We start from the raw sequence: 16352 nt of genomic DNA, 5'->3' as shown, positions 1-16352 counted from the left end.
CCAATGGTACTGCGTCTCAAGACGTGGGAGAGTAGGTCACCGCCAAACCTAGTAAGATGCAGATTTGATCTGGACACACCCAGCTTTCCACGGTGTGACAACGCGCATTGCTCCGCAATACGCGGCCTGCCACCCGCCGCACCTGCGGTGCGTCGTAAAACACCCGGCTCCATTGCGAACCCGGCCGTTAAATGCCACCGCGCCAATGGTACTGCGTCTCAAGACGTGGGAAAGTAGGTCACCGCCAAACCGAGCAAACATCTTGAATAACGTGTCTCTCTAATACGATGATCATCACAATCACAGCCGGAGCGTTTGCCTCCGGCTTTATTGTGTTGATTCTCCCCCCTTTTTCGACCCGCGTCGCCTACGCAATGTCAGCCAATGCGCCGAGTTGCAGCGAAGAGCGGTTGACAATTGCCGCCTCGACCTCTGCAATCGCGCTCAAATGGTGCGCTTTGCGACTGGAGCGCGCGCTCTAAAACCGAACATATGACGAGGTACTTGCATGGCAGACGGAACATTCGCGGCATTGATGTTCATTCTTGGGATGACCGACATGGGGATGAACCATTGTGGAACCCCATCCGGATGTCTCGGTCCGTCGCAGACCGTGCCGCGGTTCTCCATCTCGGCCGGTGAAGTCATTGAACGGCGGGCCGATGCGGCTGGCGAGGTCTATCTGCGCTATGACACCGGCCGCACCATCGGGCCGTTCGGCACCGCTGCGGGCCTTTCGGTGGGCGAGAATTCCGAAACCTGGGTGGGTTATGGCGCGACCTACACGATTCCGATCGCCCGGACAGGCGTTTACGCCGAACTCCATGCCATGCCGGGGCTCTATTTCGACAATGGCGGATTTGATCTTGGCGGTGAGATTGCCTTCCGTTCCGGGCTCGAACTCGGCTATGAGACGTCACGGGGTTGGCGGATGGCGCTGACATACGATCATCGGTCGAACGCCGCGCTCTACGACGAAAACCCGGGCGTCGAAACTGTTCAGCTCAAGCTGTCGATCCCGATCAACTAGGCCGCAGCGTCACGCGGTCTCATTTCGACAGGGGGATCGAGATGTCGTTCCGAGATACCGCCAACAGGATTTGCAGCGCTTTGCCCGGCGGGGAATGGTCCGAACCCTTCGGGCCGGGACATGCTGTGTGGAAGGTGGGCGGCAAGATATTCCTTGCCGGAGGCAGTCAGGACGATGGCGTCAGCGTGAAATGTCCAGACCTGGAGACGGCGCGGATGCTGCGCGAGGCGGGTGTTGGAACCAAGGCACCGTATTTTCACGCAAGCTGGATTCGGTTGCCGCCGGAGACGGAGCCAGACGAGTTACGGCACCGCATTCACGTCTCCTATGACACCATTCGCGCAAGTCTGACGAAGAAGGCACAAGCCGCGCTTGCCCCGCGCCAGAGTGGAGAAGATCTGTGAAGGCTGCAATTTATTGGATTGCGGTGGCGTGCGGCGCTGCGCAGTACAGGCTGTGGGCAATGTCGCGCGATGGCACCGTGCTGTTCCAGCAGGATTACGACACGCCGCCGGAGGCGATGACGCTCGAGGCATTCGAGACGCTACTGCTTGACGTGTTGGGCGCGACAGTGACATCGCCCGTTCCGGTGATCGCGTGCGGCCTTTCTGCGTCTCGTCACGAATGGGCAGAGGCCGCGTACGTTGCTGTGCCCTGCGCGCCGCCGATTTCGGAAATGGCCACGCGTGTGCACACCAACGCGCCGCAGCTGGCTCTCTATAGCGTATCCGGTGTGAAACAAGCCAATCCCGCGGACGTGATGCATGGCGAGGAAACGGCAATAGGCGGCTTCCTGTCGCTCAACTCAAAATTTGACGGCGTGATCTGCATTGCCGGACGGCATAGCAGATGGGTGCATATCAGCGCCGGTGAAATTGTGAGTTTTCGCAGCTTCATGACCCAAGAGCTGCTGTCGCTGCTGTCCGAACAGTCGGAATTGCGCCACTCGATTGCCAAGAGCGGGTTTGACGAGGCGGTGTTTTTGGACACGGTTGCAGCGGCGTTATCTCAGCCCAAGGATTTTGCGGCGCGACTATTATCGTTGCAGGCCGAAGCCTTGCTGGACGATCTTGATCCGATACATGCACGGTCACGGTTGTCGGGCTTGCTCATCGGAGTCGAACTGGCGGCGGCCAAGCCGTATTGGCTGGGGCAACATGTGGCGCTGATCGGTGATGACGCGCTGTGTCAGCTGCACGCCGTCGCGCTTGGTGCCCAGGGCTTGCCGGTGGAACGAACGGATGGCGCGCGTATGACGCTCGAAGGTCTGAAAGCGGCTTATGCCCAACTTGAGAGCGTGTCATGATACGTCGAACGCACAGCCTCAACTCGCTCGGCGGGTAGGCAGACCGGAACGGAGAGATCGCATGAACGCACAGGTTTTCAGTGACACGGTTTGCACCTTGGGCGAGGGTCCGTTGTGGCACCCTGAGGAACAGGCGCTCTATTGGTTCGATATCATGGCGATGCGGCTTTACCGACGCGACCAGACGGGCGAGGTACATTGGCAATTTGACGAACATGTCTCGGCCGGTGGGTGGATCGACAAGGGGGTTCTGCTGATCGCCAGCGAAACCGCGTTGTTCGAGTTCGACACGCAAAGCGGTGAGAGCACCTTCCTCAAGGCGCTGGAGGCCGACAATCCGGTCACCCGCTCCAATGACGGACGCGCTGACCCGTGGGGCGGGTTCTGGATCGGGACGATGGGCAAGGAGAAAGAGGCCAAGGCCGGCGCGATTTACCGCTATGTGGACGGGCGTCTGCACAAGCTGTTCGACAAGATCACCACGCCCAACGCGATCTGTTTTGCGCCTGACCGCTCCTGCGCTCATTTCACCGACACACGCACCCGCAAGATCATGCGCGTCTCATTGGACGGCGACGGATTTCCTGACGCTAAGCCCGAGTTGTTCGTCGATCTATGGGAGCAGGGCGTCAGCCCGGATGGCGCGGTGGTCGATGCGTCGGGTCGGCTCTGGGTGGCGCTGTGGGGCGCCGGTCAGGTCTCGTGCTATGACACGACAGGAGCGTTGCAGTCCTCTGTTGATGTGGGCGGGGTGCATTCGTCCTGTCCGGCGTTTGGCGGCCCCGATCTCGATCGCCTGTATGTGACGACAGCGGCGCAAGGGCGCGACCCCGCTGGTCCGGGTGACGGGCTGACCTACGTGGCGCCCGTCGCCACAAAGGGCCAGCAGGAGCATCGCGTGTTGCTGTAGCACCGATCGCGCGGGTCTCGCGATCCTAGCTCAACAGTTCCATCAGATGCGCGGCCGACCCGGTCAGCGCGGCATAGTCGTCCGACACGATGTGGACGGGAAATTGCGGCATGAAATCAGCAAACCGGCCCTTGTCGGTGAACGCATCTTCAAAGCCCAAGGGCTCCAGATGCGGCGCAAAATGGCGGGCGACGCCGCCGCAAAGGTAAATGCCGCCGAAGGGCAGATGGATCAGCGCAAGATTGCTGGCGGCGCGCCCCAGCATGCGCACGAAGATGCGCGCCGCCTGGGTGGCGCGGGGATCGGTGCCGTCATCGACCGCCTGCATGATCGCGCCCGCATCAAGCGGGGTGCCGGTGCCGTCCTCGTCGCAGAGCCACGCGTAAATCCGCTCGAATCCGCGCCCTGACAGCACGTCTTCCAGACCGGGAGTGCCGTGTTTGCGCGCGATCCAGTCAAGCAGGCGCAGTTCGTCCGTGCCTTGGGCGGGCAGGGACACATGGCCCGCTTCGGACGGGGGCACCAAAGTGCGACCGTCAAGGCGATAGACCGCGGCGGCGTTCATGCCGGTGCCGACCCCGATCACCAGCCGCGCGGCGTGATCTCTTGCCGGCTTGCCCGGCAGAACGGTTTGCACGACGTCCGCCGTCAGGTGATCGAGCGCGTGGCCTTGCGCCTGAAGATCGTTCAGCACGGCGACAGTCTTTGCGCCCGTGACGGCAGCGACAGCATCGCGTTCGACAATCCAGTCGAGATTGGTCAACTCGCCCACACCGTCGCGCACTGGGCCGGCCATCGCCACGCAGGCGGCATCGGGTGTGACCGACCGCTCGGCCACGAAGGCGCGCAGGACAGACGCAAGATCGCCGTGATCGGCGTTGCGATAGCGCTTGATGCTGTCGGTCTGCACGGTTGCGCCGCGCGTCAGGGCAACGCGGGTGTTGGTGCCGCCAAGATCGGCGACCAGTGCAATCAGGTCTTGGGGCATGTCAGGTCCGGGTCAGAGCTGTGGTCAGCGCGTGATAAGAGGATTTCGGCGTGCGGTCCAGAGTGTCGAAATCCACATGCACAAGGCCGAAACGTTTGTCATATCCCAGCGCCCATTCGTAATTGTCGAGCAGGGACCAGATGAAATACCCCCTGAGTGGCACGCCATCGGCCAGCGCCTTTTGCACCATCGCCACATGACTGTTGAGATAGTCGATCCGGTGCGGATCAGCGACAGTGCCGTGTTCAAGCACATCCGGCGCGGCCATGCCGTTTTCGGTGACATAGAGCGGCAGGTCGCCGGTATATTCGGCGGCCGTGCGCGTCAGGAAATTATAAAGCCCTTCTGGATAGATTTCCCACTCCATGAAGGTCTTGGGCAATGGCCCTCCAATCTCGTGATGGCTCGGCCAGAGGCCGTCATTGGGTGCGATGATCTTACGGGTGTAGTAATTGATGCCGCACCAGTCGAGCGGCGCCTGGATGATGGCGAAATCGTCTTGCCAGCCTTTCGGCATATGCGGCTCCAACCCCTGCATCACGATTTCGGGATAGGTGCCCTTGAAGACGCCGCTGAGGAAGAAGTGATTGTAATAGCCGTCATAAAGCGCGGCGGCGTTTTGTGCAGCGGCGCTGTCATCGGCGGGGGTGGCCCATTCCATGTTGAACACGCCGCCCAGATTTTCCATTCCCAGCCCGCGCATGGTTTCAATCGCGTGCCCGTGTGCCAGCAGGACATGATGCATCGCATGCGCGGTGGCGCGAATGTCGCGCAGGCCGGGGGCGTGCTGGCCCAGAAAATGCGACAGCCAGCCCACGCACCACGGCTCATTGATCGGCGCCACCGAGAACATCCTGTCCCCGATGCGCCCCATGATGACCTCGGTGTAATCGGCAAACCAGCCAGCAATATCGCGGTTGCGCCAGCCACCCAGATCGGCGAGCGGCGCAGGCAGTTCCCAGTGATAGAGCGTGGCGCAGGGTTTCAGGCCGCGTTCCAGCAGCGCGTCGGTCAGGCGGTCGTAGAAATCCAGCCCCTCCTGGTTCGGCGCGCCGCGCCCCTCCGGCAGCACCCGCGCCCAACTGGTCGAAAACCGGTACGCGTCGAACCCGGCGGCGGCGACCAGATCGAAATCTTCCTCGAACCGATGGTAATGATCACAGGCCCGAGCGCCGTTTTCACCCCGCACCACATTGCCCGGAGTGGCGGCAAACGTGTCCCAATGGGTCGTGCCCGCGCCGCCAAAGGCATGGCCTTCGATCTGGTAGCTCGACGTGGCGGTGCCGAACAGGAAATCGTCGGGAAAGTCGTTTCGGGTAAAACCGAGCATCTCTTCGATCCTTATGCAGGGGCCGGGCCGGTCGAGCGTCCGATGATCAATTCGGCCTCCAACAGGCGGGTTTTCGGTGCGCTTTGCGGCAGGGAAATCAGCGACAGAAGCATGTCCGCCGCCTGTCGTCCCGCGGATCTGACCGAGGAGCGCAGCGCGGTGAAGATCGCCACGTCGTCGCCGTTTTCAAGATAGCTCAACTCGTCGTCAAAGGTGATGATCGACACATCGCGCGCCAGCGCCAGCCCGGCTTCGTGCACAGCGCGGCGCGCGCCGATGGCGGTGATGATCGACGAACACATGATCGCCGTCGGTGCGGCCTCTTGCGCAAGCATCGCCTTGGTCGCGCGGTAGCCGTAGATCTCGGTCATTTCTTCGCTGCGCATCAGGTCGGGATCGACCGGCAGGCCATGCGCTGCCAGCGCGTTTTCATAGCCGCTGCGCCGTCGAAACGCGAAATCCATGTGTTCCAACCCGTTGAGCAGCGCGATGCGGCGGTGCCCGAGCTCGATCAGGAACTGGGTTCCGCGTTGAAACGCTCCACGATTGTTCACATCGACCCATGAGTAGGGCAGGTTCACGTCGGTAGAGCGGCCATGCACCACGAACGGCAGCCCGATATGCGAAAGCAACGCAATGCGCGTGTCTTTTGTGACGGGGCCATGCACGATGATGCCGTCCACCATGCCGCGCGATTTGATATCCTGATAGGCGCGCGTCTCGTCGCGGTCGGCCACCAGCGACAGCACCATGTCATAGCCCTCCCGCGTGTAGACCTCGCCCGCACCGGCGATGAAATCTCCGAACACCGGGTTCACCATCTCGTGCTGGTTGGACACCGGAATCACATGTCCGATGGCGTGCGAGCGCCCCGTCGCCAGCCCTTTGGCGCGCGTGTTGGGACGGTAGTTGAGATCCTGCGCTGCCTTTTGCACCCGCAGGCGCGTCGCCTCGCTCACCTCGGGATAGCCGTTCAGGGCGCGGCTGACCGTCGTTTGTGAGAGGTTGAGGTGCTGGGACAGTTGTTTGAGATTCATAGGATTACAGCCAAAGCGCTTTGAGTATCTTTGGGAGTAACACATAAATCGTGAGTTTTGAAAACCCCGTTTCCATGTTCGGAAATGCTGCGGAGCAGCATGTAAATCAGGGCGTCGCGGTGAATCGCCGGATTGACAGGATCGCCTCAATGCGCAACCTTACGGCATCCAAAGCGCTTTGGGATGATTCCGGGGCGAAGGAAATGCAAAGCGCAGGCATTGCGCAACTTGGGAGGTTTTTCATGAAAACAACGCTCACATCGAGTGTGGCATTCGTCGCTCTGAGCGCGGGCGCTGTCACTGCGGAGGATCTGACGGTCTTTGGTCCGTGGCTCGGCCCCGATCAGGCGATGGTCGAGGAGGTGCTTTCCGATTTCGAGGAAAAATCGGGCCACGCCGTCAGCTATGTCGGCTCGGACAGCTTTGAACAGCAGATCGTGGTCGATGCCGAAGCGGGCTCTGCGCCAAACGTGTCGGTCTTCCCCCAGCCGGGCCTGGCCGCCGACATGGCGGCGCGCGGTTTTCTGACGCCGTTGAAGGATGGCACCGGTGACTGGCTCAAGGACAACTATGCCGCCGGGCAATCCTGGGTCGATCTGGGCACCTATAAGGGACCGGATGGCGAGGAAGACCTCTACGGATTTTTCTACAAGGTCGATGTGAAATCACTGGTCTGGTATTCGCCGGAGAATTTCGAGGATGCGGGATACGAGATTCCCGAGACGATGGAGGAGTTGAAGGCGCTGACCGATCAGATTGTCGCCGATGGCGAGACGCCGTGGTGCATCGGTCTGGGATCGGGCGGCGCGACCGGCTGGCCGGCGACCGACTGGGTCGAGGACATGATGCTGCGCACCCAGCCGCCCGAAGTGTATGACCAGTGGGTCAGCAACGGGATCCCGTTTGACGACGAACGTGTTGTCGCCGCGATCGAGGAGTTCGGCTATTTCGCCCGCAATGACGACTATGTCGCCGGTGGCGCGGGGGCCGTGGCCTCGACCGATTTCCGCGACAGTCCCAAGGGGCTCTTTTCGGCGCCACCGCAGTGCTACATGCACCGTCAGGCATCCTTCATTCCGGCCTTCTTTCCCGACGGCACCGAAGTGGGTGCGGACGCCGATTTCTTCTATTTCCCCGCCTATGACGGCAAGGATCTGGGGCAGCCGGTTCTTGGCGCTGGCACGCTTTGGGCGATCACCAATGAAAACCAGGCAGCACATGATCTGATCGCGTATCTTCAGACCACTGATGCGCACGAGATCTGGATGGCCAATGGCGGCTTCCTGACGCCGCATACAGGCGTGGACAGTTCCAAGTTCGCAACCGAGGCGGCGGCCAAGATGAACGGCATTTTGCTCGACGCCACCACCTTCCGCTTTGACGGGTCAGACCTGATGCCCGGCGGCGTGGGTGCCGGCACCTTCTGGACAGGTATGGTCGATTACGCCGGTGGTGCTGACGCCGCATCCGTGGCGAGCGACATTCAGGACAGCTGGGATGCGCTGAAGTAAACGCGCTTTGCAAAAATGCAGGGCCGTCCGGTGTTTCGGGCGGCCCGAAGGCCCAAATGCGCAAAGCCCGCACGGGGTCGATCATTCGCCAACCCTCCATATCGCATTCGCACATTCTCTGGGAGACACGACATGAACCCCGCAATCCAAGGTCTTGTCACCATCGCGATCGGTGTCGGCGGTTGTCTGGCGTATTTCTACTTTTCCAACCAGTTTCTCGACAAGGTTCTGTTTCCCGCCAAGGGGCCGAATGCGGGCAAGAATATCAACCGGGCGAACATGCTGCGCCCGTGGCTGTTTCTGGTGCCCGCCATCCTCGCACTGGGGCTGTATCTGGCCTATCCGGTGGTCGAGACGATCCGCCTGTCGCTGACCGAACGGGTGACGCAGCCGGATGGCACGACGACCTATGATTTCGTCGGGTTGGCCAATTACAGCCAGATGGCGTCGGAGCCGAAATTCTGGGAAGCGATGCGCAACAACATGCTGTGGCTGATCGTGGTGCCCGCCATGTCGACGGCCTTTGGCCTGCTGGCGGCGCAGCTGACCGACCGGATCAGGTGGGGCAACATCGCCAAATCGCTGATCTTCATGCCGATGGCGATTTCCTTCGTCGGTGCGGCGGTGATCTGGAAGCTGGTCTATGACGCGCGCCCGCCGGGAACGGAACAGATCGGCCTGCTGAACGCGATCTATGTCTGGATGACGGGCAACGATCCGCAGCAATGGCTGACGATTCCGATCTGGAACAGCTTTTTGCTGATGATCGTGCTGGTGTGGATTCAAACCGGTTTCGCCATGGTGATCCTGAGCGCCGCGTTGCGCGGGATACCCGAGGAAACCATCGAGGCAGCGATTGTCGACGGGGCGTCACCGATGCAGATTTTCTTCAAGATCAAGATCCCGCAAATCGCCGGAACCATCGTGGTGGTGTGGACGACGATCACGCTGGTGGTGCTCAAGGTGTTCGACATCGTGTTCGCCATGACCAACGGGCAATGGGAAACGCAGGTTCTGGCGAACTACATGTTCGACAAGCTGTTCCGCGCAAATGACTGGGGCGTCGGATCGGCCAGCGCCATCGTCATCATGCTGCTGGTCACACCGATCCTCGTCTGGAACGTGCGCAACGCGCGCAAGGAGATGCGCTGATGGCCCGCGATCCAAAGGGAGCAAATCATGGATAACATTGCCGGAACCAAGTCGTCCCTGACATGGGCGGTGCATATCTCGGTGGCGGTGCTTGTGGCGCTGTGGCTGTTTCCGACGGTGGGGCTGTTCGTCTCCTCCTTCCGGACCGCCGACCAGATCGCCACATCGGGCTGGTGGAACGCGTTGTTCCCGACCGAGCAGAGCCTTGTTTTGCGCGCCGCCGGAGCGGATGAGCAGGTTGAGCAGGACGGTGTTTACCTCATAGAGGGCAACCTGTTCACCGGCGAAGGCTTGCCGGATGAAATCGACATGTCCGCCTGGGGAACCTCGTCGCGCGACGTGGGCGCCTATGCTCCGGGCGACAGCGCCGAGCTGCGCGATGGCAGTACGATCACGGTGCAACAAAACGGTGCCTACCGGATTGAAAGCCCGACCGAGATCGAGGGCGGGCGTGGTCAGCGGGTGTTCGTGACCGCCGAATTGCCACCGGATTTTACGCTTGAGAATTATCGTCAGGTGCTGTTGTCGGGCAATGCGACCGACAGCATGGCCAAGGCGTTTTTCAACACCCTGACGGTGACCATCCCGGCGACGATCATTCCCATCGTGATCGCAGCCTTTGCCGCCTATGCGTTGGCGTGGATGGATTTTCCGGGCCGCGCGCTGTTGATTGCGATTGTCGTCGGCCTGCTGGTGGTTCCGCTGCAACTGGCGCTCATCCCGCTGCTGAAACTGCACCTCAATATCGGCATCGGCAAGGGCTACCTCGGCACGTGGCTCGCCCATACCGGCTTTGGCTTACCGCTCGCGATCTATCTGTTGCGCAATTACATGGTCGGCCTGCCGCGCGACATCATCGAGAATGCGCGCGTCGATGGCGCGACCGAATTTCAGATCTTCACCAAGATCATCCTGCCGCTCAGCTTTCCGGCGCTTGCCAGCTTTGCGATCTTCCAGTTCCTCTGGACATGGAACGATCTGCTGGTCGCCAAGGTGTTCCTGATCGACGCGACGGGGCAGACCACGGTGATGACGAACCAGATCGTCGAATTGCTCGGCACGCGCGGCGGCAACTGGGAGATCCTCGCCACGGCCGCCTTTGTCTCCATCGCGGTGCCGCTGCTGGTGTTCTTCGCAATGCAGAAATACCTCGTGCGCGGGCTGTTGGCCGGATCGGTCAAGTAGGCGGCGCGCCGCTTCAAATTCAATACCGGCCCGGAATGGGCCAAACCAAGGAAGACATGACATGAACGTTGCAAAGACCAAGGCGGCACAGATGCCCGCAATGGATCGTGACTGGTGGCGGGGCGCGGTGATCTACCAGATCTACCCGCGCAGCTATCAGGACAGCAATGGAGACGGGATCGGCGATCTTCTGGGCATCGCGCAGCGCTTGCCCTACGTCGCCTCTCTGGGTGTGGACGCGATCTGGATCAGCCCGTTCTTCACCTCTCCGATGAAGGATTTTGGCTATGACGTGAGCAATTATTGCGATGTCGATCCGATGTTCGGCTCTCTGGCCGATTTCGACTCTGTGGTGCAGACCGCGCATCAGCACGGAATGCGGGTGATGATCGACCTTGTGCTCTCGCACACCTCTGACCAGCACCCGTGGTTTCAGCAAAGCCGTGCCAGCCGCGACAATGATCGCGCCAACTGGTATGTCTGGGCCGATGCCAAACCCGACGGCACGCCGCCCAACAACTGGTTGTCGATCTTTGGCGGGCCTGCCTGGCAGTGGGACGCGCGGCGCGAACAGTATTACCTGCACAATTTCCTGACCTCGCAGCCCGATCTGAACTTTCACGAACCGGCGGTGCAGGATGCGCTGCTCGATGTGGCGCAGTTCTGGCTTGATCGGGGAGTGGACGGCTTCCGGCTCGACACGATCAATTTCTACATGCACGACGCGCAATTGCGTGACAACCCGGCACTGCCCCCCGAGCAGCGTAACGCGACCATCGCGCCAAGCGTCAATCCGTATAACCACCAGGAACATCTCTACGACAAGAACCAGCCGGAAAACCTTGAATTCCTGCGCTGTCTGCGCGCGGTCATGGAGCCTTATGGCGCGGCTGCCGTGGGTGAGGTGGGCGATGCGCAGCGCGGGCTGGAGATCATGGGCGAATACACCGCCGGAGATGACCTCATGCAGATGTGCTATGCGTTCGAGTTTCTGGGCAATGCCCGACCGTCTGCTCAGGACATCGTGAGCGTCATGGACCGGGTGGACGAGGTGGCATCTGACGGCTGGCCCTGCTGGGCGTTTTCCAACCATGACGTCACGCGCCATGCCACGCGCTGGGATCTGGATCACGGCGGTCTGAAAGTGATGACGACGCTGTTGATGTGCCTGCGCGGCTCGGCCTGCATCTATCAGGGCGAAGAACTGGGCCTGCGCGAAGCCGATGTCGCCTTCGAGGATCTGCAAGACCCGTATGGCATCGAATTCTGGCCTGAATTCAAGGGTCGCGATGGCTGCCGGACACCGATGGTCTGGGAGGCGTCGAACCAGAATGGCGGCTTTACCACCGGTATGCCGTGGCTGCCGGTCAGCCATGACCATTTGCAACGCTCGGTCACGCAACAGGAGGAGGATCCGTCTGCGATCCTGCACCATTACCGCCGCGCCATCGCGTTCCGGCACGCGCACCCGGCGCTCGCCAAGGGCGCGCATGACAAGATGAGGGCAACGGGGACGGTGCTTCACTTCACCCGGAGCTTTGAAAACCAGACGGTGTTTTGCGCGTTCAACCTGAGTGATGATCCGGCTGTGCTCGACATGCCGGCCGGAACATGGGCGCAGATCGGAATGGAACTTGGCAGCGCCGGTCCTCAGCCGGACGGGAAATTGCATCTTGGTCCGTGGCAACCCTGCCTCGCGCTGAAAATGAAATCCTGAACAGCAGGACAAGGGAGAGACAGAGTGGCCAATCTCAAGCTCACAAATGTCGAAAAGACCTATGCAGGTTCGGTGAACGTGCTCAACGACATCAATCTGGACATCCAGCAAGGCGAATTGATCGTTTTTGTCGGGCCGTCCGGATGTGGCAAGTCCACCTTGTTGCGGATGATTGCCGGACTGGAAAAGATCACCGGCGGTACGTTGGAAATCGACGGTGAGGTGGTCAACGACATGCCGCCCGCCATGCGCGGCATCGCAATGGTGTTTCAATCCTACGCTCTCTATCCGCACATGACGGTGCGTGAGAACATGCAGTTCGCGCTCAAGATCGCCAAGAAACCGCAAGCCGAGATCGACGACGCGGTGAACCGTGCGGCGCAGATGTTGCAACTGGACGAATACCTTGACCGCCTGCCCAAGGCGCTCTCCGGTGGCCAGCGTCAGCGCGTGGCGATTGGCCGATCCATCGTGCGCGACCCGAAGGTCTATCTGTTCGACGAGCCGCTTTCCAACCTTGACGCCGCGCTGCGCGTCGCGACCCGGATCGAGATTGCGCAGCTGAAAGAGCAGATGCCTGATTCGACGATGATCTACGTCACCCACGACCAGGTCGAGGCAATGACTCTGGCAACGAGGATCGTGGTTCTGGCCAACAAGGGCATCGCGCAGGTCGGCCCACCGCTTGAACTTTACGAACGGCCCAACAGTGAATTCGTCGCGCAATTCATCGGCTCGCCCTCGATGAACCTGTTGCCGGGCGAGATTGTTGGCACGGGTACGCAAACCACGGTGCGGATGGAGGGTGGCGGCATCGCGCTGTCGAACTATCCCACCGCCGAGGGCGATTTGGGGCTGAAGGTGAATGTTGGCGTGCGACCGGAGGACTTTCTGGAAACCGACGGCGATTATATTTTCGAGGGCAAGGTGAACATCACCGAGGCGCTGGGCGAGGTGACGCTGCTTTATTTCGAACAGAAGGGCGACGCGCATCCGGTCATCGGCAAGCTTCCCGGTATTCACGCCGATCTGCGCGGCAAGGCCGTTAAGCTGGGAGCGAGCGCCGACAAGGTGCATATTTTTCATGGTGGAGTTTCCCTGCTCCACCGTTAGGATCAGGGGGCGCTGCCCCCCGGCGCAGGGCGCCGTCCCCCGAGGTATTTTTTGCCCAAAGAAGCACGGGTCGGCGTATTCTTCACGCCTCCGTTCCCGTTCCGTATTTGTTCTCATTTTCCCATTGGCGAAACCCGATCGGTCCACTATGTGTTAACCTTGGATGATCGGGGGGCAGAATGGCCGAACTGAAGCAAATCGAAGTCCGCGGCGCACGCGAGCATAACCTCAAGAATATCGACGTGGACATTCCGCGCGATCAGCTTGTGGTGATCACCGGATTGTCGGGTTCCGGCAAATCGAGCCTCGCGTTCGATACGATCTACGCCGAAGGCCAGCGTCGCTATGTCGAATCGCTGTCTGCCTATGCACGCCAGTTCCTCGACATGATGGAAAAGCCGGATGTGGATCACATCTCGGGATTGTCGCCGGCCATTTCGATCGAGCAGAAGACCACATCGAAGAACCCGCGGTCCACCGTCGGCACGGTGACCGAGATCTATGACTACATGCGCTTGCTGTTCGCGCGCGTGGGCACGCCCTACAGCCCCGCGACCGGCCTGCCCATCGAAGCGCAGCAAATTCAGGACATGGTTGATCGTGTCATGGCAATGGAAGAGGGCACGCGCGCCTTTCTGCTCGCCCCTATTGTGCGCGACCGCAAAGGCGAATACCGCAAGGAATTTTTGGAGCTGCGCAAGCAGGGGTTCCAGCGCGTCAAGGTGGACGGGCAGTTCTATGAGCTTGACGAGCCGCCGACGCTCGACAAGAAGTTCCGCCATGACATCGATGTCGTAGTCGATCGTCTGGTGGTGAAAGAGGGGCTGGAGACGCGGCTGGCCGACAGTTTCCGCACTGCTCTGGACCTTGCCGATGGCATTGCCATCCTCGAAACCGCGCCCAATGATGGTGAACCGGAGCGGCATACGTTTTCCGAGAAATTCGCCTGCCCGGTCAGCGGCTTTACCATTCCCGAGATCGAGCCGCGTCTGTTTTCGTTCAACGCGCCCTTCGGTGCGTGCCCGGAATGCGACGGGCTTGGTGTGGAGCTGTTTTTCGACCCGAGCCTTGTCGTCCCCGACACTACGCTCAAGATCAGCGATGGCGCCTTGGCTCCGTGGCGCAAGGGGAAATCTCCGTATTTCCTGCAAACCATCGAAGCGATTGCCAAGCATTACGAGTTCAACAAGAACGCCCGCTGGAAAGACCTTGATCCGCATGTGCAGCAGGTCTTTCTCTATGGGTCTGGCGACGAGGAAATCCCGTTTCGCTATGACGAGGGCGGTCGCATCTACAATGTCACGCGGACGTTCGAGGGCGTCATACCCAACATGGAACGGCGCTACCGCGAGACCGACAGCAACTGGATTCGCGAGGAATTCGAGCGTTACCAGAACAACCGGTCCTGCGGCACATGCCACGGCTATCGTCTGAGGGAAGAGGCGCTAGCGGTCAGAATCGCGGGCTTGCATGTCGGCCAGGTGGTTCAAATGTCGATCAAGGAGGCGTTTGACTGGTGCAAGACGGTGCCGGAACACCTGACCGCGCAGAAAAATGAAATCGCCAAGGCGATCCTGAAAGAGATCCGCGAACGTCTTGGATTCCTCAACAACGTCGGCCTTGAGTATCTCACCCTGAGCCGGAACGCCGGCACATTGTCGGGGGGCGAGAGCCAGCGTATTCGTCTTGCAAGCCAGATCGGCAGCGGCTTGACCGGTGTGCTTTACGTGCTCGACGAGCCGTCCATCGGGCTGCATCAGCGCGACAATGACCGGCTGCTGGGCACGCTGAAATCCCTGCGCGATCAGGGCAATACGGTGATCGTGGTCGAGCATGACGAAGAGGCAATCCGCGAAGCGGATTACGTGTTCGACATCGGCCCCGGCGCCGGTATCCACGGCGGTCAGGTGGTGTCCAAGGGCACGCCGCAGGAAGTTGCGGATGACCCCGCATCGCTGACTGGACAATACCTGAACGGAGCGCGGGAGATTGCGGTGCCCACGGAACGGCGCAAAGGCAAAAAGGGCAAATCCGTCAAGGTTGTCAAAGCGACGGGCAACAACCTACAGAATGTGACCGTGGAGTTCCCACTCGGCAAATTCGTGTGCGTCACCGGCGTGTCCGGGGGTGGCAAATCCACGCTCACCATCGAAACGCTGTTCAAGACCGCCTCGATGCGCCTGAACGGTGCGCGCCAGACGCCCGCACCCTGCGAGACGATCAAGGGGTTGGAGCATCTGGACAAGGTGATCGACATCGACCAGCGCCCGATTGGACGGACTCCGCGGTCCAACCCAGCGACTTACACCGGTGCCTTCACGCCGATCCGCGACTGGTTCGCCGGTCTGCCCGAGGCCAAGGCGCGCGGCTACAAGCCGGGGCGGTTCAGCTTCAACGTCAAGGGGGGGCGCTGCGAGGCGTGCCAGGGTGACGGTGTCATCAAGATCGAGATGCACTTTCTGCCCGATGTCTATGTCACCTGCGAGACCTGCAAAGGCGCGCGCTACAACCGCGAGACGCTGGAAATCAAGTTCAAAGGCAAGAGCATAGCCGACGTTCTTGATATGACGGTTGAAGATGCGCAGGAATTTTTCAAGGCGGTGCCGAGCATTCGCGAAAAGATGGATGCGCTGTGCCGCGTGGGTCTGGGTTACATCAAGGTTGGGCAGCAGGCGACGACGCTTTCGGGCGGTGAGGCACAACGTGTGAAACTGTCCAAAGAGCTTGCCAAACGGTCGACCGGGCGCACGCTCTATATCCTCGACGAGCCGACAACCGGCTTGCATTTCGAGGATGTACGCAAGCTTCTTGAGGTGTTGCACGAACTTGTGGATCAGGGAAATTCGGTCATCGTGATCGAACATAATCTCGACGTCATCAAGACGGCGGACTGGCTTATCGACATTGGCCCCGAAGGCGGCGATGGCGGTGGGCAGATCGTGGCGACCGGAACGCCCGAGCAGGTGGCGGACGTTGCGGCGTCACATACCGGGCATTACCTCAAGCCGATGCTGACACCTAATAAGCAACTGGCCGCCGAGTAGAGATCACGCGGCGCGCGCCTGAAGGGCGC

Annotated in this window: 13 protein-coding genes and 1 rRNA gene; 11 read left to right on the top strand and 3 right to left on the bottom strand. The window is 60.7% G+C overall.

Annotated elements, in window-relative coordinates; translation table 11 throughout:
* Positions 1-140 precede the first annotated feature (140 nt).
* The 5 genes from rrf (at position 141) to ACGKZZ_RS16560 (ending at position 3246) form a co-directional block, all read left to right on the top strand.
* Positions 141-250, top strand: a 5S ribosomal RNA gene (rrf, locus tag ACGKZZ_RS16580).
* A gap of 258 nt (positions 251-508) precedes the next feature.
* A complete protein-coding gene (locus ACGKZZ_RS16575) occupies positions 509-1030 on the top strand; it encodes an acyloxyacyl hydrolase (RefSeq protein WP_411224640.1) in 522 nt (173 codons plus the stop codon).
* Between the two features lie 41 nt (positions 1031-1071).
* Positions 1072-1434, top strand: a complete 363-nt coding sequence (locus tag ACGKZZ_RS16570; RefSeq protein WP_411224639.1) for an MmcQ/YjbR family DNA-binding protein — start codon at positions 1072-1074, stop codon at positions 1432-1434.
* Positions 1431-2336: a 2-dehydro-3-deoxygalactonokinase gene (locus ACGKZZ_RS16565; protein WP_411224638.1), complete on the top strand. Its 906-nt coding sequence runs from the start codon at positions 1431-1433 to the stop codon at positions 2334-2336. Before ACGKZZ_RS16570 ends, ACGKZZ_RS16565 begins: the two co-directional genes overlap by 4 nt.
* A 61-nt stretch (positions 2337-2397) precedes the next feature.
* The gene (locus ACGKZZ_RS16560; RefSeq protein WP_411224637.1) at positions 2398-3246 is read left to right on the top strand and encodes an SMP-30/gluconolactonase/LRE family protein; all 849 of its coding nucleotides are present in this window, start codon (positions 2398-2400) and stop codon (positions 3244-3246) included.
* Between the two features lie 25 nt (positions 3247-3271).
* Here ACGKZZ_RS16560 and ACGKZZ_RS16555 read toward each other — a convergent pair whose 3' ends face one another.
* Genes ACGKZZ_RS16555 through ACGKZZ_RS16545 form a run of 3 tightly spaced genes read right to left on the bottom strand, consistent with a single transcriptional unit; the run spans position 3272 to position 6601 of the window.
* Complete coding sequence (locus ACGKZZ_RS16555) at positions 3272-4234, bottom strand: ROK family protein (protein WP_411224636.1); 963 nt, start codon at positions 4232-4234, stop codon at positions 3272-3274.
* Position 4235: 1 nt separating this feature from the next.
* Positions 4236-5564, bottom strand: a complete 1329-nt coding sequence (locus ACGKZZ_RS16550) for a GH1 family beta-glucosidase (protein WP_411224635.1) — start codon at positions 5562-5564, stop codon at positions 4236-4238.
* Between the two features lie 11 nt (positions 5565-5575).
* On the bottom strand, positions 5576-6601 hold the full coding sequence (locus ACGKZZ_RS16545) for a LacI family DNA-binding transcriptional regulator (RefSeq protein WP_411224634.1): 1026 nt from the start codon (positions 6599-6601) through the stop codon (positions 5576-5578).
* 242 nt (positions 6602-6843) lie between these two features.
* Between ACGKZZ_RS16545 and ACGKZZ_RS16540 the strand changes: the two genes are divergently transcribed.
* The 6 genes from ACGKZZ_RS16540 to uvrA all read left to right on the top strand — a co-directional run bounded on the left by ACGKZZ_RS16540 (position 6844) and on the right by uvrA (position 16323).
* A complete protein-coding gene (locus ACGKZZ_RS16540; RefSeq protein ID WP_411224633.1) occupies positions 6844-8112 on the top strand; it encodes an ABC transporter substrate-binding protein in 1269 nt (422 codons plus the stop codon).
* A 132-nt stretch (positions 8113-8244) separates the two neighbouring features.
* On the top strand, positions 8245-9264 hold the full coding sequence (locus ACGKZZ_RS16535; RefSeq protein WP_411224632.1) for a carbohydrate ABC transporter permease: 1020 nt from the start codon (positions 8245-8247) through the stop codon (positions 9262-9264).
* A gap of 27 nt (positions 9265-9291) precedes the next feature.
* A complete protein-coding gene (locus tag ACGKZZ_RS16530) occupies positions 9292-10449 on the top strand; it encodes a carbohydrate ABC transporter permease (protein ID WP_411224631.1) in 1158 nt (385 codons plus the stop codon).
* A 61-nt stretch (positions 10450-10510) separates the two neighbouring features.
* Positions 10511-12166 (top strand): alpha-glucosidase, encoded by a 1656-nt coding sequence (locus ACGKZZ_RS16525; protein WP_411224630.1) that lies wholly within the window; start codon positions 10511-10513, stop codon positions 12164-12166.
* A gap of 24 nt (positions 12167-12190) precedes the next feature.
* Complete coding sequence (locus ACGKZZ_RS16520) at positions 12191-13279, top strand: ABC transporter ATP-binding protein (RefSeq protein WP_411224629.1); 1089 nt, start codon at positions 12191-12193, stop codon at positions 13277-13279.
* Positions 13280-13458: 179 nt separating this feature from the next.
* Positions 13459-16323, top strand: coding sequence for an excinuclease ABC subunit UvrA (uvrA, locus tag ACGKZZ_RS16515; RefSeq protein ID WP_411224628.1), 2865 nt, complete (start codon positions 13459-13461; stop codon positions 16321-16323).
* Positions 16324-16352: the final 29 nt, after the last annotated feature.

The sequence above is a fragment of the Marivita sp. S2033 genome, assembly GCF_046592965.1.
In the GTDB taxonomy this organism is placed as follows: Bacteria; Pseudomonadota; Alphaproteobacteria; order Rhodobacterales; family Rhodobacteraceae; genus Marivita.
This window is presented reverse-complemented; position numbering and strand designations above follow the sequence as displayed.

Bases quoted from the DNA above. Each gene is read 5' to 3' on its own strand.
- ACGKZZ_RS16575 (WP_411224640.1), top strand. From the start codon at position 509: ATGGCAGACGGAACATTCGCGGCATTGATGTTCATTCTTGGGATGACC.
- ACGKZZ_RS16570 (WP_411224639.1), top strand. From the start codon at position 1,072: ATGTCGTTCCGAGATACCGCCAACAGGATTTGCAGCGCTTTGCCCGGC.
- ACGKZZ_RS16560 (WP_411224637.1), top strand. From the start codon at position 2,398: ATGAACGCACAGGTTTTCAGTGACACGGTTTGCACCTTGGGCGAGGGT.
- ACGKZZ_RS16555 (WP_411224636.1), bottom strand. From the start codon at position 4,234: ATGCCCCAAGACCTGATTGCACTGGTCGCCGATCTTGGCGGCACCAAC.
- ACGKZZ_RS16550 (WP_411224635.1), bottom strand. From the start codon at position 5,564: ATGCTCGGTTTTACCCGAAACGACTTTCCCGACGATTTCCTGTTCGGC.
- ACGKZZ_RS16545 (WP_411224634.1), bottom strand. From the start codon at position 6,601: ATGAATCTCAAACAACTGTCCCAGCACCTCAACCTCTCACAAACGACG.
- ACGKZZ_RS16540 (WP_411224633.1), top strand. From the start codon at position 6,844: ATGAAAACAACGCTCACATCGAGTGTGGCATTCGTCGCTCTGAGCGCG.
- ACGKZZ_RS16535 (WP_411224632.1), top strand. From the start codon at position 8,245: ATGAACCCCGCAATCCAAGGTCTTGTCACCATCGCGATCGGTGTCGGC.
- ACGKZZ_RS16530 (WP_411224631.1), top strand. From the start codon at position 9,292: ATGGATAACATTGCCGGAACCAAGTCGTCCCTGACATGGGCGGTGCAT.
- ACGKZZ_RS16525 (WP_411224630.1), top strand. From the start codon at position 10,511: ATGAACGTTGCAAAGACCAAGGCGGCACAGATGCCCGCAATGGATCGT.
- uvrA (WP_411224628.1), top strand. From the start codon at position 13,459: ATGGCCGAACTGAAGCAAATCGAAGTCCGCGGCGCACGCGAGCATAAC.